Origin of the sequence: Streptomyces sp. NPDC004658 (assembly GCF_040609555.1) — a bacterium.
In the GTDB taxonomy this organism is placed as follows: Bacteria; Actinomycetota; Actinomycetes; order Streptomycetales; family Streptomycetaceae; genus Streptomyces.
The window spans coordinates 42,662-66,868 of record NZ_JBEXKG010000011.1 but is presented as its reverse complement, the minus strand read 5'-3'; the positions used below and the strand labels follow the sequence as shown (position 1 = coordinate 66,868).

The 24,207-nt window shown below is 72.4% G+C and carries 23 protein-coding genes; 11 read left to right on the top strand and 12 right to left on the bottom strand.

Annotated features, from left to right (window positions below; genetic code table 11):
• Positions 1-7: 7 nt before the first annotated feature.
• The 5 genes from ABZV94_RS07175 to ABZV94_RS07155 are packed head-to-tail and all read right to left on the bottom strand — an operon-like array spanning position 8 to position 5,728.
• Positions 8-808, bottom strand: a complete 801-nt coding sequence (locus ABZV94_RS07175; protein WP_356338072.1) for an ABC transporter permease — start codon at positions 806-808, stop codon at positions 8-10.
• Positions 809-1,738 carry an ABC transporter permease gene (locus ABZV94_RS07170; RefSeq protein ID WP_356338070.1) on the bottom strand — a complete coding sequence of 310 codons (930 nt, stop codon included), beginning with the start codon at positions 1,736-1,738 and terminating at the stop codon, positions 809-811. It abuts the gene before it with no gap.
• Positions 1,738-2,898 carry an ABC transporter ATP-binding protein gene (locus ABZV94_RS07165; protein ID WP_356338068.1) on the bottom strand — a complete coding sequence of 387 codons (1,161 nt, stop codon included), beginning with the start codon at positions 2,896-2,898 and terminating at the stop codon, positions 1,738-1,740. Before ABZV94_RS07165 ends, ABZV94_RS07170 begins: the two co-directional genes overlap by 1 nt.
• Positions 2,895-4,142, bottom strand: coding sequence for a spermidine/putrescine ABC transporter substrate-binding protein (locus ABZV94_RS07160; protein ID WP_356338066.1), 1,248 nt, complete (start codon positions 4,140-4,142; stop codon positions 2,895-2,897). The genes ABZV94_RS07165 and ABZV94_RS07160 overlap by 4 nt, the downstream gene beginning before the upstream one ends.
• A gap of 50 nt (positions 4,143-4,192) precedes the next feature.
• The gene (locus ABZV94_RS07155; RefSeq protein ID WP_356338064.1) at positions 4,193-5,728 is read right to left on the bottom strand and encodes a gamma-aminobutyraldehyde dehydrogenase; all 1,536 of its coding nucleotides are present in this window, start codon (positions 5,726-5,728) and stop codon (positions 4,193-4,195) included.
• A gap of 208 nt (positions 5,729-5,936) precedes the next feature.
• On the opposite strand from ABZV94_RS07155, the gene ABZV94_RS07150 reads away from it, so the two are divergent.
• On the top strand, positions 5,937-6,500 hold the full coding sequence (locus ABZV94_RS07150) for an NADAR family protein (protein WP_356338062.1): 564 nt from the start codon (positions 5,937-5,939) through the stop codon (positions 6,498-6,500).
• 343 nt (positions 6,501-6,843) lie between these two features.
• On the opposite strand, the gene ABZV94_RS07145 is transcribed toward ABZV94_RS07150, so the two are convergent.
• Positions 6,844-7,254 (bottom strand): DUF4190 domain-containing protein, encoded by a 411-nt coding sequence (locus ABZV94_RS07145; protein ID WP_356338060.1) that lies wholly within the window; start codon positions 7,252-7,254, stop codon positions 6,844-6,846.
• Between the two features lie 782 nt (positions 7,255-8,036).
• On the opposite strand from ABZV94_RS07145, the gene ABZV94_RS07140 reads away from it, so the two are divergent.
• Positions 8,037-9,104 carry an adenosine deaminase gene (locus tag ABZV94_RS07140; RefSeq protein WP_356338058.1) on the top strand — a complete coding sequence of 356 codons (1,068 nt, stop codon included), beginning with the start codon at positions 8,037-8,039 and terminating at the stop codon, positions 9,102-9,104.
• Positions 9,105-9,124: 20 nt separating this feature from the next.
• Positions 9,125-9,811, top strand: a complete 687-nt coding sequence (locus ABZV94_RS07135; protein WP_356338056.1) for a glycerophosphodiester phosphodiesterase — start codon at positions 9,125-9,127, stop codon at positions 9,809-9,811.
• A 158-nt stretch (positions 9,812-9,969) separates the two neighbouring features.
• Here the strand turns inward: ABZV94_RS07135 and ABZV94_RS07130 are convergent, their stop codons facing one another.
• Positions 9,970-10,572 (bottom strand): NAD(P)-binding domain-containing protein, encoded by a 603-nt coding sequence (locus tag ABZV94_RS07130; protein WP_356338054.1) that lies wholly within the window; start codon positions 10,570-10,572, stop codon positions 9,970-9,972.
• Between the two features lie 71 nt (positions 10,573-10,643).
• Here ABZV94_RS07130 and ABZV94_RS07125 point away from each other — a divergent pair, with 71 nt between their 5' ends.
• Together ABZV94_RS07125 and ABZV94_RS07120 are read left to right on the top strand one after the other, a co-directional pair.
• Positions 10,644-11,036 (top strand): helix-turn-helix domain-containing protein, encoded by a 393-nt coding sequence (locus ABZV94_RS07125; protein ID WP_356338052.1) that lies wholly within the window; start codon positions 10,644-10,646, stop codon positions 11,034-11,036.
• Between the two features lie 137 nt (positions 11,037-11,173).
• Positions 11,174-12,325: a serine hydrolase domain-containing protein gene (locus ABZV94_RS07120; protein WP_356338050.1), complete on the top strand. Its 1,152-nt coding sequence runs from the start codon at positions 11,174-11,176 to the stop codon at positions 12,323-12,325.
• A gap of 31 nt (positions 12,326-12,356) precedes the next feature.
• Here ABZV94_RS07120 and ABZV94_RS07115 read toward each other — a convergent pair whose 3' ends face one another.
• On the bottom strand, positions 12,357-12,887 hold the full coding sequence (locus ABZV94_RS07115; protein ID WP_356338048.1) for a hypothetical protein: 531 nt from the start codon (positions 12,885-12,887) through the stop codon (positions 12,357-12,359).
• A gap of 31 nt (positions 12,888-12,918) precedes the next feature.
• Positions 12,919-13,563, bottom strand: coding sequence for a nitroreductase family protein (locus tag ABZV94_RS07110; RefSeq protein ID WP_356338046.1), 645 nt, complete (start codon positions 13,561-13,563; stop codon positions 12,919-12,921).
• Between the two features lie 99 nt (positions 13,564-13,662).
• Between ABZV94_RS07110 and ABZV94_RS07105 the strand changes: the two genes are divergently transcribed.
• On the top strand, positions 13,663-14,364 hold the full coding sequence (locus ABZV94_RS07105) for an IclR family transcriptional regulator C-terminal domain-containing protein (protein WP_356338044.1): 702 nt from the start codon (positions 13,663-13,665) through the stop codon (positions 14,362-14,364).
• 25 nt (positions 14,365-14,389) lie between these two features.
• On the opposite strand, the gene ABZV94_RS07100 is transcribed toward ABZV94_RS07105, so the two are convergent.
• Positions 14,390-15,817, bottom strand: a complete 1,428-nt coding sequence (locus ABZV94_RS07100; protein WP_356338042.1) for an NAD(P)/FAD-dependent oxidoreductase — start codon at positions 15,815-15,817, stop codon at positions 14,390-14,392.
• A gap of 157 nt (positions 15,818-15,974) precedes the next feature.
• Between ABZV94_RS07100 and ABZV94_RS07095 the strand changes: the two genes are divergently transcribed.
• From ABZV94_RS07095 to ABZV94_RS07075, 5 genes are read left to right on the top strand one after another with little or no spacing between them, the layout of a single operon-like run.
• On the top strand, positions 15,975-17,180 hold the full coding sequence (locus tag ABZV94_RS07095; protein WP_356338040.1) for a DUF1343 domain-containing protein: 1,206 nt from the start codon (positions 15,975-15,977) through the stop codon (positions 17,178-17,180).
• Positions 17,181-17,237: 57 nt separating this feature from the next.
• Positions 17,238-18,218: a GNAT family N-acetyltransferase gene (locus ABZV94_RS07090; protein WP_356338039.1), complete on the top strand. Its 981-nt coding sequence runs from the start codon at positions 17,238-17,240 to the stop codon at positions 18,216-18,218.
• Complete coding sequence (locus ABZV94_RS07085) at positions 18,215-19,600, top strand: ABC transporter substrate-binding protein (RefSeq protein ID WP_356338037.1); 1,386 nt, start codon at positions 18,215-18,217, stop codon at positions 19,598-19,600. Before ABZV94_RS07090 ends, ABZV94_RS07085 begins: the two co-directional genes overlap by 4 nt.
• Complete coding sequence (locus tag ABZV94_RS07080; RefSeq protein WP_356338035.1) at positions 19,594-20,553, top strand: sugar ABC transporter permease; 960 nt, start codon at positions 19,594-19,596, stop codon at positions 20,551-20,553. Before ABZV94_RS07085 ends, ABZV94_RS07080 begins: the two co-directional genes overlap by 7 nt.
• On the top strand, positions 20,550-21,437 hold the full coding sequence (locus ABZV94_RS07075; protein WP_356338033.1) for a carbohydrate ABC transporter permease: 888 nt from the start codon (positions 20,550-20,552) through the stop codon (positions 21,435-21,437). Before ABZV94_RS07080 ends, ABZV94_RS07075 begins: the two co-directional genes overlap by 4 nt.
• Positions 21,438-21,462: 25 nt before the next feature.
• Here ABZV94_RS07075 and ABZV94_RS07070 read toward each other — a convergent pair whose 3' ends face one another.
• Complete coding sequence (locus ABZV94_RS07070; protein WP_356338031.1) at positions 21,463-22,656, bottom strand: spermidine/putrescine ABC transporter substrate-binding protein; 1,194 nt, start codon at positions 22,654-22,656, stop codon at positions 21,463-21,465.
• Positions 22,657-22,708: 52 nt separating this feature from the next.
• Positions 22,709-24,148 carry a gamma-aminobutyraldehyde dehydrogenase gene (locus ABZV94_RS07065; protein WP_356338029.1) on the bottom strand — a complete coding sequence of 480 codons (1,440 nt, stop codon included), beginning with the start codon at positions 24,146-24,148 and terminating at the stop codon, positions 22,709-22,711.
• Between the last annotated feature and the right edge of the window lie 59 nt (positions 24,149-24,207).

Here is a 24,207-nt window from a genome sequence, read left to right as displayed (position 1 = left end):
AAAGGGCTCATGCCTTTTGCTTGTTCCGGCGATTGCTGACGACCATCGACGACAGCACGAGGAGAACGGCGACCAGGAACATGGCCGTACCGATCACGTTGATCTGGACAGGCGTTCCACGCTGGGCCGAGCCCCACACGAACATGGGGAAGGTGACGGTCGAGCCCGCGTTGAAATTGGTGATGATGAAATCGTCGAAGGAGAGCGCGAAGGAGAGCAGCGCGCCCGCGGCGATTCCGGGTGCCGCGATGGGCAGGGTGACCCGCAGGAAGGTCTGCACGGGACCGGCGTACAGGTCCCGGGCGGCCTCCTCCAGGCGCGGGTCCATCGACATCACGCGCGCCTTCACCGCGGTGACGACGAAGCTCAGGCAGAACATGATGTGGGCGATGAGGATCGTCCAGAAGCCCAGCTGGGCGCCCATGTTGAGGAACAGGGTGAGCAGCGAGGCGGCCATGACGACCTCGGGCATCGCCATCGGCAGGAAGATCAGCGAGTTGACGGCGCCGCGCGCGCGGAAGCGGTAGCGGACCAGCGCGAAGGAGATCATCGTGCCGAGGATCGTGGCGCCGACCGTCGCCCAGACGGCGATCTGGAGGCTGATGGACAGCGAGCCGCACAGGTCGGCGACACCGCAGGGGTCCTTCCAGGCGTCCGTGGAGAACTGCTGCCATTCGTAGTTGAAGCGCCCCTTCGGCTTGTTGAAGGAGAACACCGTGACGATGACGTTCGGCAGCAGGAGATAGGCGAGCGTCAGCAGTCCGGCGATGACGACGAGATGACGCTTGAGCCAGGTGACGAAGGGCATTTAGACCAGATCCTCCGTCCCGGACCGGCGGATGTAGAGGGTGACCATGGCCAGGATCGCGGCCATGAGGATGAAGGAGAGGGCCGCGGCCGTCGGATAGTCCAGGATCCGCAGGAACTGCGTCTGGATGACGTTGCCGATCATGCGGGTGTCGGTGGAGCCGAGGAGTTCGGCGTTGACGTAGTCGCCGGCCGCCGGGATGAAGGTCAGCAGCGTCCCGGAGACCACGCCCGGCATGGACAGCGGGAAGGTGACCTTGCGGAAGGTGGTCCACGGCTTGGCGTACAGGTCGCCGGCCGCCTCGTGCAGGCGCCCGTCGATCCGCTCCAGCGAGGTGTACAGCGGCAGGATCATGAACGGCAGGAAGTTGTACGTCAGGCCGCAGACGACCGCGAGCGGGGTGGCCAGGACGCGGTCGCCGGCCGTCCAGCCGAGCCAGTTGGTCAGGTCGAGGATGTGCAGCGAGTTCAGCGCGTGCACGACCACGCCGTTGTCCGCGAGGATCGTCTTCCAGGCGAGGGTGCGGATCAGGAAGCTGGTGAAGAACGGCGCGATCACCAGGATCATGATCAGGTTGCGCCAGCGGCCCGCGCGGAAGGCGATGAGGTAGGCCAGCGGGTAGCCGAGCAGCAGGCACAGCACGGTCGCGGCGGCGGCGTAGGACACGGACCGCAGGAACTGGGGCCAGTACGTGGACAGGGCGTCCCAGTAGGTCGCGAAGTGCCAGGTGACCTTGTAGCCCTCTTCCAGGGAGCCCTGCTGCACGGAGGTCGAGGCCTGGTAGATCATCGGCAGCGCGAAGAAGACGATCAGCCAGAGCATGCCGGGCAGCAGCAGCCAGTACGGCGTGAACCGGCCGCGTTTGCGCGGGGGCTTCGTCTCCGGGGCCTGGGGCGCGAGAGGCGGGGGCGCCTCGGTGAGCGTGGACATCAGGCGGCGACCTCTTCCTCGGTGCCCGCGTCGATGTCCTGGGCGGCGTCCAGGCCGAAGGTGTGGGCCGGGCTCCAGTGCAGGACCACGTCGGCGCCGGGCACGAGCCGGCCGTCCCGCTCGACGTTCTGGACGTAGACCGCCAGCTCGTCGCAGACCGGGCTGTCGATGACGTACTGCGTGGAGACCCCGATGAAGCTCGCGTCGGCGATCTTGCCGGTGAGGCGGTTGCGGCCCGGAGGGATCTCCCCCGCGTCGTCGGCGTGCGTGAGCGAGATCTTCTCCGGGCGGATGCCGACCAGCACCTTGCCGCCGGCCGTCGTCGGGGCGGAACACCGCGCCTCGGGCAGCACCAGCTTGCCGCCGCCCGCCTTGAGCACGATGTCGTCGCCGTTCTTCGTGTCGACCTCGGCCTCGATGAGGTTGGAGGTGCCGAGGAAGTTCGCGACGAAGGTGCTCTGCGGGTTCTCGTACAGGTCGGCCGGCGAGCCCAGCTGCTCGACCCGGCCGCCGTTCATCACGGCGACCGTGTCGGCCATCGTCATGGCCTCCTCCTGGTCGTGCGTGACGTGGACGAAGGTGATGCCGACCTCGGTCTGGATGCGCTTGAGCTCCAGCTGCATCTGGCGGCGCAGCTTCAGGTCCAGGGCGCCGAGCGGCTCGTCCAGCAGGAGCACCTTGGGGTGGTTGATCAGCGCGCGGGCCACGGCGACGCGCTGCTGCTGGCCGCCGGAGAGCTGGTGCGGCTTCTTGCGCGCCTGCTCGCCGAGCTGGACCAGTTCCAGCATGTCCTCGACCTGCTTCTTCACGCTCTTGATGCCGCGCCGGCGCAGGCCGAAGGCGACGTTCTCGAAGATGTCGAGGTGCGGGAAGAGGGCGTAGGACTGGAAGACCGTGTTCACCGGCCGCTTGTAGGGCGGCAGGTGCGTGACGTCCTGGTCGCCGAGCCGGACCGTGCCCGTCGTGGGCTCCTCCAGGCCGGCGATCATGCGCAGGGTGGTGGTCTTGCCGCAGCCTGAGGCGCCGAGCAGGGCGAAGAAGGAGCCCTCGGGCACGGTCAGGTCCAGCGGGTGTACGGCGGTGAAGGAGCCGTAGGTCTTGGAGATGCCGGAGAGGCGGACGTCGCCGCTGTTGTCCGGTGTCGTCTTCATCGTCGTCACGCCCCTGTCAGCTTCGCGAACTTCTCTTCGTAGGCCGTCTCTTCCTTCTGGCTCAGGGAGCGGAAGGCGTGGGACCTGGCCTGCATGGCCTTGTCGGGGACGATCAGCGGGTTGTCCGCCGCGTCCTTGTCGATCTTCGCAAGGTACGGCTTCACCCCGTCGACCGGAGTCACGTAGTTGATGTAGGCGGCGAGCGCGGCGGCCTGATCGGGCTCGTAGTAGAAGTCGATGAGCCGTTCGGCGTTCGTCTTGTGCCGCGCCTTGTTGGGGACGCACATGTTGTCGGTGGACGTCATGTAGCCGCTGTCGGGGATGATGAAGTCGACGTCCGGGCTGTCCGCCTTGAGCTGGACCACGTCCCCGGCCCAGGCGAGGCAGGCCGCGAAGTCGCCCTTGGTCAGGTCGGAGGTGTAGTCGTTGCCGGTGAAGCGGCGGATCTGGCCCTTGTCGACGGCCTTCTGGAGGCGGGCGATCACCGCGTCGAAGTCGTCGTCGGTGAACTTCGCCGGGTCCTTGCCCATGTCGAGCAGGGTCATGCCGATGGAGTCCCGCATCTCCGACAGGAAGCCCACGCGCCCCTTCAGCCTGGGGTTGTCGAGCAGGTCGGAGACCGTCCGCACCTCGATGCCGTCGAGCGCCTTCTTGTTGTAGGCGATCACGGTGGAGATGCCCTGCCAGGGGTACGAGTACGCCCGCCCGGGGTCCCAGTCGGGGTTGCGGAACTGGGGCGAGAGGTTGGTGTACGCGTGCGGCAGGTTCGATGGGTCGAGCTTCTGCACCCAGCCGAGGCGGATCAGCCGCGCGGCCAGCCAGTCCGTGAGGACGACGATGTCCCGGCCGGTGTCCTGGCCCGCGGCGAGCTGCGGCTTGATCTTGCCGAAGAACTCGTTGTTGTCGTTGATGTCCTCGGTGTAGTTGACCGTGATCCCGGTCCTGCGGCGGAAGGTCTCCAGGGTCGGGTGGTGCTTGCCGCTGTCGTCGACGTCGATGTACTCGGTCCAGTTGGAGAAGTTGACGACCTTCTCCCGGGCCGAGTGGTCCTGGGCGGAGGTGCCGCCCTGGGTCTTGCCCGCGGCGGGGATCCCGCAGCCGCTCAGCGCCCCGAGGCCGCCGGCGGCGAGCGCGCCGCCCGCGGACGCCCGCAGCAGCGACCGGCGGGTCAGGGCGGCCCTGCCGTTGCGGAGGCTGCGCCGCATGGCGGCCACTTGGGGCGGGGTGAGGCGGTCGGGCTCGTACTGCTCCATGCGCGTGGTGCCCTTTCGGAGGATCGGCCTGGTCGGTGGCCTGGTCGTCGCTAGCGGTCCCCGAAGATCGTGCGGTGCCAGTCCTTCCTGGCCACCGCGGTGTTGTCGAACATTACGTGCTTGACCTGCGTGTATTCCTCGAAGGAGTACGCCGACATGTCCTTGCCGAAGCCGGAGGCCTTGTAGCCGCCGTGCGGCATCTCGCTGATGATCGGGATGTGGTCGTTGATCCAGACGCAGCCCGCCTTGATCTCGCGGGTGGCCCGGTTCGCGCGGTAGACGTTGCCGCTCCACGCGGAGGCGGCGAGGCCGTACGGGGTGTCGTTGGCCAGCCGGATGCCCTCATCATCACTGTCGAACGGGAGTACGACCAGTACCGGTCCGAAGATCTCCGACTGGACGATCTCGCTGTCCTGGGCCGCGTCGGCGATCAGGGTGGGCCGGTAGTAGGCGCCGTCCTTCAGGTCGCCCTCGGGAGCCTCGCCGCCGGTCACCACGCGCGCGTGGGCACGGGCGCGGTCCACGAAGGCGGCGACCCGGTCGCGCTGGGCGTGGGAGATCAGCGGCCCGAGGTCGGTGCCGGGCGCGAACGGGTCGCCGAGCCGCACGGTCTCCATCAGCGCGGCGGTCCGCTCCACGAACGCCTCGTACAGCGGGCGCTGCACGTACGCGCGCGTGGCGGCCGTGCAGTCCTGCCCGGTGTTGATGAGCGCGCCGGCGACCGCGCCGTGCACGGCGGCCTCCAGATCGGCGTCGTCGAAGACGACGAAGGGCGCCTTGCCGCCCAGCTCCAGGTGCAGCCGCTTGACGGTGGCGGTGGCGATCTCGGCGACGCGCCTGCCGACGGCGGTGGAACCGGTGAAGGAGGTCATGGCCACGTCGGGGTGCCCGACGAGATGCTCCCCGGCCTCCTTCCCGGTGCCGGTGACGATGTTGATCACGCCGTCGGGGATGCCGGCGTCCGTGGCGGCCTCGGCGAACAGCAGTGAGGTCAGCGGGGTCAGCTCGGCGGGCTTCAGCACGATGGTGTTGCCCGCGGCGACCGCCGGCAGGATCTTCCAGGCGGCCATCTGGAGCGGGTAGTTCCAGGGCGCGATGGAGCCGACGACACCGATGGGCTCGCGCCGGACGTACGACGTGTGGTCGCCGGAGTACTCACCGGCGGACTGCCCCTGCAGATGCCGGGCCGCGCCCGCGAAGAAGGCGGTGTTGTCGATCGTCCCGGGCACGTCGAACTCGCGGGTCAGCTTGAGCGGCTTGCCGCACTGGAGGGACTCCGCGCGGGCGAACTCCTCGGCGCGGTCGGCGAGCACGGCGGCGAACCGGTGCAGGGCGTCCGAGCGCTCGCCCGGGGTGGCGGCGGCCCAGCCCGGGAAGGCGGCGCGCGCGGCGGCGACGGCCGCGTCGACGTCGTCGGTACCGGCCAGCTCGTACGTGTACACCTCGGTACCGGTGGCCGGGTCGATCACGGAGTGGGTGCGGCCCGAGGTGCCCTGGGCGAACCGGCCGGCGATGAACTGCGCGCCGTCCGCCAGGCGGTCCTGTGCGGGGAATCGTTCCGGGGTGGCGGTGCCCGGGTTGTGCATGTCGCTCTCCTCCGCCGTGCGCCCGTCCCGAGGGGCGGGGGGCGTGGCTCCAGCTCGATTTGAGTGCCGATCCTGACAGAGGGACGGAACGCCAACAAGTGATTCCGTTGTTGCCTTTTGGTTACGCGACGGAATCTGTCGACCAGGTGTCGAGTCGGGGCGGAAAAGGGCGGACGGAGTGTCAGTGGTGCGTGCCACACTCGCGTGCATGGGGAAGATCGACGGGGTGGACGCCCTGATCAGGGAGGTCCGGGCAGGGGCCCGGATCAGGTATCTGCACTTCTGGGGACACCGGCCGCGGCCGGACGGCCGGATCGGCCCGAGCTGTCTGAGCCAGTGGTGGCCGTCACCGTTCGTGGTGGACGGTGTGGAGTACGCGACGGCCGAGCACTGGATGATGGCGGGCAAGGCCCGGCTGTTCGGGGACGCGGAGGCGGAGCGCCGGGTGCTGGCCGCGGAGCATCCCGCGGAGGCGAAGAAGGCCGGGCGGCTGGTCCGGGGCTTCGACGAGACCGTGTGGGCGCGGGAACGCTTCGGGCTGGTCGTGGAGGGCAGCGTGCACAAGTTCGCCGCCGACGACGACCTGGGGATGTTCCTGCTGGGGACCGGGGAACGGGTGCTGGTGGAGGCGAGCCCCGTGGACCGGATCTGGGGCATCGGCCTGGCGGCGGACGACGAGGCGGCCTCGGACCCGGAGCGGTGGCGGGGCCTGAACCTGCTGGGCTTCGCGCTGATGGAGGCACGAGAACGGCTGGCGGGAGCCGGCGCGTAGGCCTGCGGCGCTTTGGGGGGTGCGCGTCGGGGGCCGGGTTTTAGGGGGGCCGGGTTTTAGGGGGGCCGGGCTTTAGGGGGGCCGGGTTTCAGGGGGCCGGGTTTTGGGGGGCCTGGTGCCGGGTGGCCGATTCCAGGGTGGCCGGTGCCGGGTGGCCGATTCCGGGGGGCCGGTGCCGGGTGGCCGGGGTCGCCATGGTGATGCGGGGCTGCTTGGTTGCCGGTGCCGGGACGGCGGTGCCGGGCTGCTCCGGTACCGGTGCCGGGTCGGTCAGTGCTGGGTTGCAGCGTGGGGGCGGCTGCGCCGGGCCACCGGTGCCGGGTGGCTCCGGCCGGTGGGCTCGTCAGGCGTTCGTCGCGATGAGCAGGGCGAACAGGCCCAGCACCAGGACGATTCCGGCGGCGCCGCAGATGATGCCGGCCAGGGCCACGCCCGGGTTCGTCGCCTCGCCTCGGCCGGCCTTGCCCCGGCCCAGCCCACCGAAGATCAGGGCCAGGATGCCCAGCACCAGGGCGATGGGCCACAGGACGAAGCCGACCGCCGAGATGATCCCCAGCACCAGCGAGGCCGTACCCATGCCGTTGCTCGGGAGCGGCTGCATGCCGGGCCAGCCGTAGCCGTGGGCCGTGGGGTACGGGGCGGCACCGCCGTACGGGGCCTGCGGCGGGCCCGGGTAGCCGTACGCCGGACCGGCGCCCGGGTAGCCGTACGACACCTGGCCGGGCCCGTCGGGGGCGATGGGCGGCGGAGGCACCGGTGCCGCTCCCCCGTGCGGTCCGGCGTGCTCCGCCGGCGGGGCGAAGGGGTTCGCCGGGGGCGCGGGCACGGGCGGCGCGTAGGGATGCGGCTGCGCTGCGGGGGCCGGGGAAGCGAAGGGGGTCGGTTCAGAGGCGGCAGAGGGAGGCGCGAAGGGGTTCGGCTGCGAGGCGGCAGACGGAGGCGCGAAGGGGTTCGGCTGCGGCGTGCGGGACGGGGACGCGAAGGGGTTCGGCTCCGAGGCCCCAGACGGAGGCGCGAAGGGATTCGGCTGCGAGGCGGGGGGCGCGAGTGCGAAGGGGTCTCGCTGAGGGGGCGGCGCCGCGGGGGTGGGGCCCCCGGCCGGGCCGGCCCATGGCGCGGGTACGGCGTCAGCGGGCGCGGCCGGCTCCGGGTACGACGGCAGCGACGTCACCGTCTGCTGGTCGTGGACGGTGCGGGACGCGGGGACGGCGTCCTGGACCCGTGCCTCCTCCGCTCCGGGGGCGGTCGGGGCCGTCCGCCCGGGTTCCTTGTCCAGGGAGACCCGGGGTATCGCGGGGTGCTGCCCGGCGCTCTGCTCCCCCGGCGTGGACTGCGGCACCTCGTCGGACATGGTCGGCACACCCCTCTGCTGGACGTCCCGTCATGCTACGGGCCGCGCGGGCCAGTCCGGCCGGGGGCCTACGATGATGCGGCGCAACCCGATCAGCCGATCATCGCGCCCGCACCACGGACCACGTCCGGCGCACGACGTGCCACGGACGGCGTGCCGCGGGCGCCCGTCCCGGGGAGGCCCCCTTGACCGACAGCTCCGTACCCGCCACCGGCACCGCCGACCGCGATCTGCGGGCCTTCATCGCCGGACTGCCCAAGGCGGAACTGCACGTCCACCACGTCGGCTCCGCCTCCCCCCGCATCGTCTCCGCACTGGCCGCCCGCCACCGCGACTCCAAGGTCCCCAGTGACCCCGAGGCCCTGGCCGACTACTTCACCTTCACCGACTTCGCGCACTTCATCGAGGTCTACCTGTCGGTCGTGGACCTCATCCGCACCCCGGAGGACGTCCGGCTGCTCACCTACGAGGTGGCCCGGGACATGGCCCGGCAGCAGGTGCGGTACGCCGAGCTGACCCTCACCCCGTTCTCCTCCACCCGGCGCGGCATCGACGCGCGGGCGTTCATGGACGCGATCGAGGACGCCCGGAAGGCCGCCGAGGCGGATTTCGGGACCGTCCTGCGCTGGTGCTTCGACATCCCCGGCGAGGCCGGTCTGGAGGCGGCCGAGGAGACGGTGCGGCTGGCCACCGACGACCGGTTCCGCCCGGAGGGCCTGGTGTCGTTCGGGCTCGGCGGGCCGGAGATCGGCGTGCCCCGGCCGCAGTTCAAGCCGCATTTCGACCGGGCCATCGCCGCCGGTCTGCGCTCCGTGCCGCACGCCGGGGAGACGACGGGCCCGGAGACCGTGTGGGACGCGCTGACCGAGCTGCGCGCCGAGCGGATCGGGCACGGCACCCACTCGGCGCGGGACCCGAAGCTGCTCGCCCACCTCGCCGAGCACCGGGTCCCGCTGGAGGTGTGCCCGACCTCCAACATCGCCACCCGCGCGGTCCGCACGCTGGAGGAGCACCCGATCAAGGAGTTCGCCCGGGCCGGGGTGCTGATCACGATCAACTCGGACGACCCGCCGATGTTCGGCACCGACCTGAACAACGAGTACGCGGTGGCCGCCCGGCTCCTGGACCTGGACGAGCGGGGCGTGGCCGACCTGGCGAAGAACGCCGTGGAGGCGTCCTTCCTGGACGCGGCGGGCAAGGCGCGGATCGCGGCGGAGATCGACACGTACACCGCCGCCTGGGCGGCCTCCTGACAGCGGCCACAATGGGGGCCATGCAGACGCTGACCGCCGTGGCCCACCGCGGCGACCCCTACCGTTTCCGTGAGAACACCCTCGACTCACTGCGGTCCGCGCTCGACCGGGGCGCGGACGCCGTCGAGGTCGACGTACGGCTCACCCGGGACGGTGTCCCCGTGCTGCTGCACGACGACACGCTGCGGCGGCTGTGGGAGGTCGACCGGCCGCTGGCCGCGCTGTCCGCGGACGAGCTGCGCGGGCTCACGGCGGGCGGTGTGCCGACGCTGGCGGAGGCGCTGGCCGCGACCGGGGACACCAGGGTGATGGTGGACCTGTGCGGGCCGGTCGGCCGCCGCACGGTCGCGCGCACCCTGGACGTGGTCCGGCAGTGCGGGGCCGCGGACCGGGTCTACTACAGCGCGCACGCCGAGGCGATGCTCGCCGTCCGCGCCGCGGACCCGGCCGCCGAGATCGCCCTGACCTGGACGACCCTGGCGCCGCCCCGGCCCGCGCTGCTGGCCGCGATCCGCCCGCGCTGGCTCAACTACCGCTTCTCGCTGGTGAGCCGGGAGCTGGCGGCCCGCGTCCACCACGACGGCCTCCTGCTGTCCGTCTGGACCCCGGACACCCGCCGTTCCATGAGCCGCCTGCTGGACCTGGGCGTCGACTCGATCACGACGAACCGGGTCGACGTCCTGCACGGCCTGCGCACCACGGGCTAGGGTCTTTCGTTTGGATCAGGCCGGATCAGGGAGCGGGGTCTGGTGCCGTGCATCGCAAGGCGGAGGAGGGCGCCATGGCGGAGCCATGGCAACCGACGACAACGCGGCGAGGCGCGGTGCCAGGGCCCGCGAGCCCGGCATGATCCGAACGAGAGGCCCTAGGTGCGCTGCCCGGAGAACTCCGCCGGCGGCACGATCGCCTGGGCGTCGGCGCCCTCCGCCACCCACAGCCGGATCAGCAGCGCGGCCGTCGCCTCCAGCAGCCCGGACCGGTCCAGTCCGCCGGCGTGCAGCGGCACACAGCCCAGGTCGCGCACGAGCCGTCGTACGACGGTGAGCGCGGCCTCGTCGTCCCCGCACACCGGGACCGCGAGGGGGCGGCCGGCGAAGACGGGCGGGGTCAGCCGCCAGACGCTCTCGTGGCACAGGTTGAACGCCTTGACCACGCGGGCGGCGGGCGCGGCGGCGGCGACGCGCTCGGCGGCAGCCGGGCCCCCGGCCGTGAGCAGGGCGAAGTCGGGGCCCACCGGGTTGGTGCAGTCGACCAGCACCCGTCCGCGCAGCGTGTCTTCGAGTGCCGAGACGACGTCCACGGCCGCCGCGTGGGGCACGGCCAGCAGCACCGCGTCGGTGCCGTGCTCCGCCGCCGCCCGCAGGTCGCCGTGCGACCGGCCGGCCGCGACCACCTCGTGCCCGGCGCGTTCCCACTGCCCGCCCAGCGCCCGAGCCATCGAGCCCGTGCCGAGAATCCCTATGCGCACAACGTCCTCCCCCGGTGGGTGTGTCGGATACGCACAGGACAGTAGGGAGCCGCTCGGGCACCATTCGGTACGTGACCGACGACCACGTCTTCCTCGCCGACTGCCGGGCCCGGCTCGCCTTCGACCTGCTCGCCAACACCTGGAACTCGGTGGTGCTGTGGGCCCTCGGGGACGGGCCGCGGCGGCCGGTCGCCCTGCGCGAGCGCATCGGCGGGATCAGCCAGAAGGTGCTGACCGAGACCCTGCGGCGGCTGGAGTTCAACGGCCTGGTGGAGCGGCGGGCCTACGGCGGCTCGCCACCCCGGGTGGAGTACGGGCTCACCTCGCTGGGGCGGACGTTGCTGGAGCCGATCGACGCCTTCGGCGCCTGGGCGTTCGAGCACGGCGACGAGGTGATGGCCGCGCAGGAGCACTCCATCCGGGCGGGAGCGGACCGTAGGGGTGATCCCCGGCAACTCCCCTAGGCGGTCGGCTGGTTGATCGGGGACGGGCAAGGGTCGTACACCCTCCTCGGTGAGGATCCGCGTCCCGGACCGGCGCCTGAGGATGATCACGCACCGTCTTCCGGCACCCGACGCCCGACCCTTCGAAGGAGTCCCGTATGCGCCGCTCCAGCCGTTCCGCCCTCCTGGCCGCCGCCCTCGTCACCGCGGTGGCCGCCGGCCCGCTGGCCGTCCCCGCCGTCGCCGCGTCCGCGCCCTCGGAGTCCGCCCGCGCCACGACCGCCCCTGCCGCCGCCGGCCCCGACGCCGAGGCCCTCGCCGCCGCCGTCGCCGGGCTGCCCGACCACGACGCCACCGCCGCGGTCCTGCGCGTCGGCGGCGACGGGACCTGGCAGGGCACGGCCGGGGTGCGGGACGTGCGGACCGGGGCGCCGGCCCTTCAGAACGCGCGCTTCCGGGCCGGTTCGGTGACGAAGGTGGTGACCGCGTCGATCGTGCTGCAACTGGCCGCGGAGGGCCGGATCGACCTCGACGGGACCGTGCAGCGGTACCTGCCGGGCCTGCTCTCCGAGGACTTCGCGCCGATCACCGTACGGCAGTTGCTGAACTACACCAGCGGGCTGCGCCCGGGCCCGTCCCTGGGCGACACGGTCGAGGAGGGTTACCCGCACCGCTTCGAGACGCTGACGCCCCGCCAGGTCGTGGCGGGTGCCGTGGCGCAGGGCCCGGCGTACGCACCGGGCACGCGCCAGACCTACGGCAACATCCACTACACCGTGCTCGGCATGCTCATCGAGAAGGTGACCGGCGACTCGTACGCGCACCAGGCCGAGGTGCGGATCTTCCGGCCGCTCGGCATGCGGCACAGCTCCTTCCCGGCCGGCGCGGACCCGCGGATCCACGGCCCGCACAACCGGGGCTACGACTGGATCGACGGGAAGCTGGTCGACGTGACCGACTGGAACATGTCCGACCGGTTCGCGGCCGGCGACATGATCTCCACGACCGCCGATCTGGAGCGGCTGCTGCTCGGGCTGTTCCGCGGCCGGGTGGTGCCGCAGCCGCAGCTGACGGAGATGTTCACGCTGCCGGACGTGCCCGGGGCGCGGTACGGCGCGGCGCTGGAGCGGTTCGAGGTGAACGGCAGGGTGATCTGGGGCAAGACGGGTTCGCGCCCCGGGTACGCGACGGTGATGGCCGCGACCCAGGACCTGTCCCGCACGCTGGTCTACTCGGTCAACTCCACGGACGCGAAGGGCGACGGCCTGGCCATCGCCCAGCGCTTCGCGTTCCCGGCGTTCAACCGCTGACCTGGGCCGGGTCGTTCGCCGCGCACCGGGTTCAGCCCGCGGCGGGGGCGGCCCGGAGCGCGGACGGTGCGCCGAGCGCCTCCAGCCGCTTGATCTTCTTCCGTACGACGTACAGCGGGACGACCCCGAAGACCCCGAACGACATGTCGATGACGGTCCACCAGAAGGGGATTCCCCGGACCGGTCCGCAGACGAGGGCGAGCGGGATGATCCCGGCACAGGCGATCATGCCGAACTCCACCACCCAGATGTTGCGGACGGGGTCGCGGTACGGGCCGTAGAACGCCACCGCGATGACGAGGTGGGCGAAGGCCAGCCAGTCGGTGCCGTACAGGACGAAGGGGTGGTCGGCGTCGACGGTGTCCAGCCCGTCCCGCACCCGGGAGATCCACGCCATCAGGCCCGGCAGATGTTCCGGCACGGACAGCGCGCGCAACGCGCTCTCGGTCCAGTGCAGTTCGTGCACCAGCGGGAAGGCGGTGGCCCCGCTCAGGACGAGGCACACGACGAAGAGGGCCAGCCAGACGCGGATGCCCTTGAGCAGGGCGGCTCTGTCGCTCATGGCAGCAGCGTACGCCCGGAATTGAACATGTTCAAAACTCTTCCCAGTGGAGCACCCGCTCCCGTGCGATGCGGTCGGCCGGCCGGAAATCGGTGCCGAGGGTGTACGCGACGGGGATGAGCGCGGCCTGCATGACGTCCTCGTACGGGATGCCGAGCACCCGGGCCGACTCCCGCTCGTGGACGAGGTTCCCGGTGGTCCAGCAGGTGCCGAGACCCCGGGCGCGGGCGGCGAGCATGAAGCTCCACACGGCCGGGAGGATGGATCCCCAGGTGCCGGCCTGGCGCAGCACGGGCGCGTCGTCGGTACGGCCCTCCACGCACGGGACGACGAGCGCCGGGACCTCGTGGAGGTGCTCGTAGAGGTGCGCGGCGCCGGAGTAGACGCGGTCCATCCGGGCCACGCTCGCGCGCCGCACATCCCGCGCCGGCAGCGGCTCACTGGCGCCCGGCGTGCTCACGCCGGCCCGCCACACGTCCGCCAGCGCGGCCCGCCGGTCCGGGTCGGTGACGACGACGAAGTGCCAGCGCTGCCGGTTGCGCCCGGTCGGCGCCTGGACCGCCAGGTCGACGCATTCCTCCAGCAGCCGGCGCGGCACCGGCCGGGTGAGGTCGAGCCGGTGGCGGACGGCGCGGGTGGTGGACAGCAACTGGTCGGAAGAGAGGCCGAGATTCATGCGTTGACCCTGACGGACCGGGCCGCACGGCGCCAACGCCCGGGTTTCACTGAGCGACAACGCGGGCCGCGGATGCGGATGCGGACACGGAGGAGCGGTATGGCCGAGAGCGTCGCCGGGCGGGTCCTCTCCGTGCTGGACGCGTTCGGGGACGCGCCCGACACCCTGCGCCTGACGGACATCGCCCGCCGCACGGGGCTGCCCGTGCCCACCGCGCTGCGCATGGTGCGGGAACTGGTGGCCTGGGGCGGGCTGGAACGGGCGGCCGACGGCTCCTACCGCCTCGGCACCCGCCTCCGCACCCTCGGCGCCGCCGCGCCCTGCCCCCGCGGACTCCTCGCCACGGCCCTGCCGGCCCTGCGCACCCTCACCACCCGCACCGGCGGCCACGCCGACGTGACGATCCCGGCCGCCGGCGCGGCCCTCTGCCTGGTCACCGGCGAACGGCTGCCGCTGCACGCCACGGCGGCGGGCAAGGTGCTGCTGGCGTACGGGGGAGGTTACGGGTCCGGATCCGACGGTGGCTTCGCGGTCGGGTCCGGCGCCGTCCGTCACACCCCGTACACCGTCACCGCTCCCGGCGCGCTCGGTGCCCAGCTGGCCCGGGTGCGCGCGACCGGGCTGGCGCAGGCCTACCAGGAGTACCGCCTGGGCGAACTCTCCCTCGCCGCACCGGTGTTCCGGAACGGCACCGTCGTGGCGGCCGTGTCCGTGACGGCTCCGACGACCGCCCGCCCCGACCGGCTGGCCCCCGCCGTACGGCAGGCCGCGGCGACGGTGAGCGGGGCGCTGCGCTTCTGACGTGCCCCGCGCGCGCCCGGCCGCGTCACCAGTCCGGCGTCGCCCCGAGGTGGCGCAGCGCCGAGGCCGCCGCCCCCGCGCCGCACATGCCGTGGGCGCCGGGGCCCGGCGGGGTGGCGGCGGAGCAGCAGAAGACCCCGGGCAGGGTGGTGGAGTAGGGGTCGAGGGCGGGGCGCGGGCCGAACAGGAGGTGGGGGACGGTCCTCGCGCCGGTGAGGATGTCGCCGCCGGCGAAGTTGGCGTTGGCGGCGGCGAAGTCGGCCGGTGAGGTGGTGCGCAGGCCGACGACGCGGTCCCGGGTGCCGGGGGCGAAGCGTTCGAGCTGGCCCAGGATGGCCTCCGTGGCGTCGCCGTCGTATCCGTGGGGGACGTGGGCGTAGGCCCAGACCGGGTGGACGTCGCCGGCGGACCGGCCGGGGTCGGCCAGGTACTGCTGGGCGACCAGGACGAACGGGCGCTCGGGCATCCGGCCCCCGGTCACGTCCCTCGCCGCCTGCGCGATCTCGGCGAACGTGCCGCCGAGGTGCGCGAACCCGGAGCGCCGGGCGTGTTCGTTCGTCCACGGCACGCCCTGTTCGACGGCCAGGTCCACCTTGAAGGCGGCCGGGCCGCGCCGGAAGCGCTGGTAGGCGCGGCGCACGCGGGCGGGCAGCCGGTCGCCGTAGACGCGGGCGACCTGCGCGGGGTCGAGGTCGAGGAGGGTGACGTCGGCGGGCGGGATCTGGGTGTGGTGGGTGATGCGCACGCCGGTCCTTACACGGCCTCCCCGTGCGCGCAGCGCCTGTTCCAGGCTGCGGGCGATGGCCTGGGAGCCGCCTTCCGCGACGGCCCATCCGCAGGCGTGGCCGGCGGCGAGGACGCCCAGCCCGACGGCCGAGCCGAACGGCTCGGACAGCGGGCGGAAGGAGTGCGCCGCGACGCCGGCCCACAGGGCCCTGGCCCGGGGGGTGGAGAAGAGGCGGGCGAGGAGGGTCGCCGGGAGGGTGGTGGGCAGGCCGAAGCGGGCGAGGAGCAGGGGGTGGGACGGCACGCGCAGGAGGGGGCCCAGCACGTCGCGGCTCAGGGCTTCCCAGTGGCGCGCCGAGGGTTCCAGCAGGCGCCGGTAGCGGGGACCGTCGGGGCCGAGCATGCGGGCGGTGTCCTGCACGGAGCGCAGCAGCACCCCCGCCGTCCCGTCGTCCAGGGGGTGGACGCAGTCGACGTCCGGCAGCCGCCAGCGCAGGCCGTGGCGGGCGAGGTCGAGTGCCTTGTGCGCGGGCGAGGCGACGGTCATGGAGTGGACGGCCGAGCAGTGGTCGTGCAGCAGACCGGGCAGGATCGCCTCCTGGCTGCGGGTGCCGCCACCGATCTCGTCGGCGGCCTCCAGGAGGGTGACGTCCAGCCCGGCCCGGGCAAGGAGCGCGGCGGCGGTGAGGCCGTTGGGTCCGCCGCCGACGACGATCGCGGTGGTCATGAGCTGATGTCTCCCCCGGCGCCCCGCGCCGCGAACGTCTCCTTCCACGACGAACCGCCGCTTCGGCGCGAACCGCCCTGAATCATTGCAAAGTTCCCGGACAAACCAGTAAATTGCGCCCCACCCTTCGAGACGTCACCGGCAGACGGGGCAACGGATGAGCACGGACGACCGCGTCGCGGTGACGACCGGGATCGCACGACTGCACGCGTCGCCCGGACTCGCCGGGCCCGGCCGGCTGGGGCTGGTCACCAACCACACCGGCGTCCTCCCCGACCTGCGCCCCGCCGCGCCCGCGCTGCTCGCGGCCGGTGCGCCGCTGGTCGCCCTGTTCGGACCCGAGCACGGGCTGCACGGGACCGGCCAGGCCGGGCAGGGCGGCACCGCCCGGCGCGACCCCACCACCGGCCTGCCGGTCCACGACACCTACCGGTGCGACGGCGAGCACCTCGACACCCTGCTCCTCGACAGCGGCGTCGACGCCCTGGTGTTCGACCTCCAGGACATCGGGGCCCGGTTCTACACCTACGTGTGGACGATGTTCGACCTGATGGTCTCCGCGGCCCGTACGGGCGTACGGTTCGTGGTCGCCGACCGGCCGAATCCGCTCGGCGGTCTCGTCAGCGAGGGCCCGCTGCTCGACCCGGCGTGGGCCAGCTTCGTCGGGCGCGCCCCGATACCCGTCCGGCACGGCCTCACCTGCGGTGAACTCGCCCGGCACCTCAACGCCTCCGCCGTGCCCCGGGCCGCGGGCGCCCCCGCCGCCCTGACGGTGATCGAGATGGCCGGGTGGCGGCGCCCCATGGACGCGGCGGCCACCGGCCTGCCGTGGATCGCGCCCTCACCGAACATCCCGACGCCCGCCACGGCCGCCGTCTACCCCGGCACCTGCCTGTTCGAGGGGACGAACCTCTCCGAGGGCCGGGGCACCACGCAGCCCTTCGAGATCGTCGGGGCGCCGTACATCGACGCGCGGTTCGCACCCGCGCTCGCCGAACTCGCCCTGCCGGGAGTGCACTTCCGTGACCTGTGCTTCGTACCGACCTTCCACAAGCACGCCGGGCGGCCGCTGCGCGGGGTCCAGCTCCACCTCACCGACCGCGCGGCGTTCGCTCCCGTGCGCACCGGCGTCGCGATGCTGGCCACGCTGCGGCGGCTGTACCCGGACGACTTCGCCTGGCACACCGCGGACGGCGGCGCGGAAGCAGCGGGGGAGGCCGGCCGCCGTCCCTTCGTCGACCTGCTGTGGGGCTCCGACCGGTTGCGGCGCGCCGTCGACGCGGGCGACGACCCGCTGGCGCTGTGCGCCCCACCGGCACCGCCCGCCCACTGGGCCGGCGCCGACGTGCTGCTCTACCCCTGAAGCCATAACTACCGCCGCCCGCTGCCCCGCACCCGCGGAGGGAAGGACACCCCGTCGATGACCGACCGCACGACGACAGTTCGCGCCGGAACGCGTGGCTTTCGCGTGGGCGACGGGCCCCGGCTGGTGGAGGCGTGGCGGCGCAGCGCGCCGGCCGACCCCATCACCCCGGACCGATTCCGCTCCCTGGTGCTGCTCGACGCCAACTTCGACCCGGAGGGGCTCCGGGTCGCCGTCGACGGCGACCGGGTCGTCGGCGCGGCCTACGCGGTGCGCCGGCTGACGCCCATGAGCGGCACCGACCTGGAGCCGGAGCAGGGCTGGATCCCGTTCTTCTTCGTCGACCCGGCCGCCCGGGGCCGCGGCCTCGGCCGCCGGCTGCTGACCGACGCCCTGGACTGGCTGCACGGCCACGGCCGCACCCGCGTGGACTTCTCCTCGTACACCCCGAACTACGTCCTGCCCGGCCTGGACGCCGAGACGTACCCGGAAGCGGCGAAGCTCCTGGACTCCCTGGGCTTCCGGACCCTGTACGAGGCGGCGGCGATGGACCGCGGCCTGGTCGGCTACCGCTTCCCCGACGTGGCCGCGCGCCGCCGGGACGAACTGGCGGCCCGCGGCCACCGGTTCGCCACCCCGTCCGACGACGACCTGGTCGACCTGCTCGCGCTCGCCGGGAGCCACTTCAGCCCGGACTGGGCGCGGGCGATCCGGGAGTGCCTGGCCGCGGGCACACCGCTCGACCGGATCGTCGTCGCCCGGGACCCGTCGGGCCGCCTGGCCGGCTGGGCGATGCACGGCGCGTACGCCTCGGCGCAGGAGCGGTTCGGCCCGTTCGGCGTGCTGGAGGAGATGCGCGGCACGGGGCTCGGCACGGTCCTGCTCCACCTGGTGCTGGAGCGGATGCGGGCGCGCGGCGCGCACTCGGCGTGGTTCCTGTGGACGGGTGAGCGGTCCCCGGCGGGCCGGCTGTACCGCGCGGCCGGCTTCACCACGACCCGGGTGTTCCGCGTGCTGCGCCGGGAGGCCGCCGGATGACGCCGTCCCGCCGCGCCGACGGCCTGTCCGCCCGGCGGTCACCGAGGAGGGCGGCCCGTCTGAGCCGCCGTCACTTCGCGCTCGCGCTCCCCTCGGCGCTGCTCGTCTCCGGCTGCGCGGCGCCGCACCGGGGCACCGGGCGGCCCGGGGACCCGATCGTCCTCACGCTGCTCTCCCACTACGCGAGCGGGGAGCTGAAGGAGGCGCTGCGGGGGCCCGTGGACGAGTGGAACGCCACCCACGACCGGGTCAAGGTGCGGACGAAGGCCGTCGAGTTCACGGACCTGCTGACCACGTTCATGGTCCGGCAGGCCGCCGGGCAGGGCGCCGACATCCTGCACCCGTACTGCCTGTGGAACGGCCAGCTCGTCCGGGCCGGCGTCCTGCGGCCCGCCCCGGCCGAGCACGCCGAGGAGATCAGGCGCGGCTACAGCGCGGCGGCGGTCGGCGCCGCGTCGGTGGGGGGCAGGGTGTACGGCTACCCGACGGAGGTGCAGACGTACGCCCTGTACTACAACAAGCGGCTGCTGCGCGAGGCGGGCCTCGACGGGCCGCCGCGCACCTGGCGGGAGCTGGAGGAGACGGCCTACCGCACCACCCGGCGGGACCGGTACGGCAACACGCTCGTCCAGGGTTTCGGCCTGTCGACCTACGACGACTCGACCACCGTCGGCCAGACGCTCGCGCTGCTCAACGCCGCGGGCGGCACGTTCGTCTCGGCGGACGGCAGGAGCACCGCCATCGACTCACCGGCCGGCCGGGCCGTGTTCGGCCTGGAGCACCGCCTCGTGGCGGGAGGGGCGAGTGCCCCCGGCGTCAACGTCTACCGGGCGTTCCCGTCCGGGCAGGTGGCCATGGTGATCAGCGCCGGCTGGTGGACCGCGAGCCTGAAGACCGAGATGGGCGGGGACTACCGCGAGGTCGGCGTCGCCCCGCTGCCCCTGCCCGAGGCCGGCGGCGAACGCGCCACGCTCTGCACCGGTTTCATGCTCGGCGTCAACGCGGCCAGTGCGCACCCGCGCGAGGCATGGGAGTTCCTGCGCTGGCTCAACGCCGAGAAGACGCGCGGCGAGAAGGATGCGGTGGCGACCCGGATGAGCGCCCTTCAGGTGTCGGTCGGCTCCCTGACCGGCCGCGCCGACGACATGCGGACGCTCCTGGGCGCGGGCGGCGGGCCCGGCGGGGCCGGCGATCCGAACCTGCGGCCGTTCCTGGACGCGCTGGCCTACGCGGTGCCGGAGCCGAACGTGCCGGGTGCGCAGCAGGCCAAGTCGCTGCTGCGCAAGAACATCGAGGCGCTGTGGACCGGTCAGCGGTCGGTGGAGGAGGCGCTGCGCGTCACCCGCCGTCAGGTCGATCAGGAGGTGGCACGCTCATGGTGAACGCCCTGGTGCCGGAGACGGCCGAACGGACACCCCGTGCGCGGGCCGTCGGGCGCGCCGTCGACGGCCGTGTCCGCCACCGGCGCCGCCAGACCGCCGTCGCCTACCTCTTCCTGGCGCCGGTGCTGCTGTTCTTCGCGGTCTTCCTGGTCCTGCCGCTCGGCTTCGCGCTGCTGCTGTCGATGTCCCGCTGGTCCGGGTTCGCCCTCGGTGACATCGAGCCGGCCGGCCCCGGCAACTTCACCGCCCTGTTCGCGGACGGATCGACGTTCCTGACGCCGATCCTCACCAACACGCTGCTGTTCGCCCTGGGCACCGTGGCCCTGGCGCTCACGGGGTCGGTGCTCGTCGCCACCTGCATCGACAGGCTGCGGTTCCAGGGGCTGTGGCGCACCCTGTACTTCCTGCCGATCGTCACGACCGTCGTCGCCGTCGGCAACGTCTGGAAGTACATGTACGAGCCGGGCGGTCTGGTCAACGGCGTCCTCAACGTCGTCGGGCTCGACTCGGTGGCGTTCCTCGCGGACCCGGACACCGCGCTGCCCTCGGTGGTGGTCGTCCAGGCCTGGGCCTCGCTCGGCTCGGCGGTCCTCGTCCTGACCGCCGGGCTGAAGTCCGTCCCCGAGTCGTACTACGAGGCCGCCGCGCTCGACGGCGCCGGACCCGTCACCGTCTTCTGGAGGATCACCCTGCCGCTGCTGCGGCCGTCCCTGCTGTTCGTGTGCGTCACCCAGTTCCTCACCGGCCTCCAGTCGTTCGCGCTGATCATCGTGATGACCAAGGGCGGCCCGGGTGACGCGACGAACGTGGCCGCGCTGGAGATGTACCGGCTGGCCTTCGGCTACGGCGACTGGGGCACCGCGAGCGCCGCCGCCTTCGTGCTGTTCGTGGTGGTCCTCGCGATCACGCTGGCCCAGTTGTGGTGGTTCCGGCGCACCGGGGAGGACGCGTGAAGGAGCAAGGAGGCGTGGGCCGTCGCCGTTTCCCGTGGCCGGCGTACCTCGTGGTCGTGACCGGCGCCGTGCTCACGGTGGTGCCGTTCCTGGACATGGTGATGACGTCCTTCAAGGGCCCCGGTGAGTCCGGCACGCTGCCGTACCGGTTCCTGCCCCAGGCGTTCGACCTCTCCAACTACCGTGCGGCGATCGACCAGTTGGACTTGCCGGTGCTGTTCCGCAACAGCGTCGTCGCCACCGCGCTGATCACCGGATCGGTGCTGCTCACGTCCTCCCTCGCGGGCTACGCGCTCGCCAAACTGCGCTTCCCCGGCCGGGACTTCGTCTTCCGCCTCGTGCTGTCCACGATGATGTTCCCGCCGTTCCTCTTCTTCATCCCGCACTTCCTGATCCTGGTGCACTGGCCGCTGGCGGGCGGCAACGACCTCCTCGGGCGCGGCGGCGCGGGCCTGACCGTCAGCATCGCGGCGCTCGCCATGCCGTTCCTCGTCAACGGCTTCGGGATCTTCCTGACCCGCCAGTTCATGGTCGCGATCCCGGACGAGGTCCTGGAGGCCGCGCGCATCGACGGAGCCGGCGAGTTCACCGTGTGGTGGCGGATCGTGGTGCCGCAGACCAAGCCGCTCCTGGTCACCCTCGGGCTGCTGACCTTCGTCGACGCCTGGAACGAGTACATCTGGGCGCTGCTCGTCTCGACCGCCAACCCGGACGTGATGACCCTGCCGGTCGGTATCCAGCTCCTCCAGGACCACGTCGACCCGACCCGCACGATGCCGATCGTCATGGCGGGTCTCGTCCTGAGCGTGCTGCCGGTCCTGCTGCTCTTCCTGCTGCTCCAGAAGCACTACATCAGGGGCGTCATGCTCAGCGGCCTGAAGTGAACCCGGCACCGCCGACGGCCGGGTGCTAGAGCCCCACGATCGCGTTCCAGCGCCGGGTGAACTCCGGGCGTTCCCTGGCGGAGATGTCGCGGGCGACGGCGAGGCGGCGGCGCATGCCGGAGTCCGGGAAGATGAGGGGGTTGTCGGCGAGGGCGGCCGTGTCCTCGTCCTTGGCGGCGGCCAGGACCTCGCGGGCCGCCGGGACCGGGCAGACGTAGTTCACCCAGGCGGCGAGCCGGGCGGCGACCTCGGGGGCGTAGTAGTAGTCGATCAGGCGCTCGGCGTCGGCCTTGTGGCGGGCCCGGTCGGGGATCATCAGGGAGTCCGACCACAGCTCGGCGCCCTCCTCGGGGACGACGAAGCGGATGTCGGGGTTGTCCGCCTGGAGCTGGATGACGTCGCCGGAGTACGCCTGGCAGGCGAGGACGTCCCCGCTGACCAGGTCCTTGGTGTAGTCGTTGCCGGTGAAGCGGCGGATCTGGCCTCGTTCGACCTCGCGCTCCACCTGGTCGCAGACCCGGTGGAAGTCGTCCGCGGTCCACCGGGTGATGTCGACGCCGTTGCCCTGCATGAGCAGCGCGAACGACTCGTCCAGGCCGGACAGCAGGGTCACGCGGCCCTTGAGGTCCTCGGCCCACAGGTCGGCGACACGGCGGATCTCGCGGCCGAGCGCGCGGCGGTTGTAGGCGATGCCGGTGATGCCGGACTGCCAGGGCACGGTGAACCGGCGGCCCTTGTCGAAGGCGGGCGAGCGCAGCAGCGGGTCCAGGTGCCGCTCCACGTTCGGCTGGCGGGCGCGGTCCATCTCCTGCACCCAGCCGAGCCTGACGTACCGGGCGCACATCCAGTCGCTGATGACGATCAGATCGCGGCCGGTGGACCGGTGGCTCATCAGCGCGGGGCTGATCTTGCCGAAGAACTCGTCGTTGTCGTTGATCTCCTCGACGTAGTCGACGGAGACGCCCGTGCGCTGCTCGAACCCCTCCAGCGTGGGCCGCCGGCCGGGGTCGTCGTCATCGGTGTCGATGTAGAGCGGCCAGTTCGCCCAGGTCAGCTTCTTGTCGCGGGCGGACTGGTCGGCGACGGCCCGGTCACCGGGCGCCACATACGCGGCGGGCACCCCGCAGCCGGCGACGGCACCGAGCGCGGCGGTGCCCCCGACGGCGGCGAGAAGGGAACGGCGGGACAGCGGGGGCTTGCGGGGAGCGGTCTGGAACACCCCGGAAGCATGCCGTCCCACCGTGTCCACGGACGATCGGCCCGAGCGGCCGTCAGCCGTCCAGCGACGTCATCACGTGCTTGATGCGCGTGTAGTCCTCGAAGCCGTACGCCGACAGGTCCTTGCCGTAGCCGGACTTCTTGAAGCCGCCGTGCGGCATCTCGGCGACCAGCGGGATGTGGGTGTTGATCCACACGCAGCCGAAGTCGAGCTTCTTGGACATGCGCATCGCGCGGGCGTGGTCCTTGGTCCACACCGAGGACGCCAGGGCGTACTCGACGCCGTTGGCCCACTCGACGGCCTGGTCCTCGTCGGTGAAGGACTGGACGGTGATGACCGGGCCGAAGACCTCGTTCTGGATGATCTCGTCGTCCTGCTTCAGGCCGGAGACGACGGTCGGGGCGTAGAAGTAGCCCTTGTCGCCGACCTGCTGGCCGCCCGCCTCGACCTTGGCGTGGGCGGGGAGGCGGTCGATGAAGCCGGAGACCTGCTTGAGCTGGTTGGGGTTGTTCAGCGGGCCGAAGAGCACGTCCTCGTCGTCCGGCCGGCCGGTCTTCGTCTCGGAGGCGGCCTTGGCGAGCGCGGCCACGAACTCGTCGTGGATGGACTCCTGGACGAGGACGCGGGTCGCGGCCGTACAGTCCTGGCCGGCGTTGAAGAAGCCCGCCACGGAGATGTCCTCGACGGCCTTGGCGATGTCGGTGTCCTCGAAGACGACGACCGGGGCCTTGCCGCCCAGCTCCAGGTGGACCCGCTTGAGGTCCTTGGAGGCGGACTCGGCGACGGACATGCCGGCGCGCACGGAGCCGGTGATGGACGCCATGGCCGGGATGTCGTGCTCGACCATCATGCGGCCGGTGTCGCGGTCGCCGCAGATGACGTTGAAGACGCCCTTGGGCAGGATCGAGCCGATGATGTCGGCGATCAGGACGGTGGAGGCCGGGGTGGTGTCCGACGGCTTCAGGACGACCGTGTTGCCGGCGGCGATGGCCGGGGCGAACTTCCACACGGCCATCATCATCGGGTAGTTCCACGGCGCGACCTGGGCGCAGACGCCGACCGGCTCACGGCGGATGATCGAGGTCATCCCCTCCATGTACTCGCCGGCCGAGCGGCCCTCCAGCATCCGGGCCGCGCCCGCGAAGAAGCGGATCTGGTCGACCATCGGCGGGATCTCCTCGGAGCGGGTGAGCCCGACCGGCTTGCCGGTGTTCTCCACCTCGGCGGCGATCAGCTCCTCGGCGCGCTCCTCGAAGGCGTCGGCGATCTTCAGGAGGGCCTTCTGGCGCTCGGCCGGCGTGGTGTCGCGCCAGCCCGGGAAGGCGCGGGCGGCGGCCTCCATGGCGGCGTCCACGTCCGCCTGCCCGGACAGCGGCGCGGTGGCGTACGCCTCGCCCGTCGCGGGGTTGACCACCTCGGTGGTCCGTCCGTCGGCGGCGTCCCGGAACTCACCGTCGATGTAGTTGCGCAGACGACGCAGCTCGGTGCTCACTGCCGGCCTCCTGATCTGGTTCAAGCTGTCCGATCTCTGAGACACCCACCCTAGTCGGC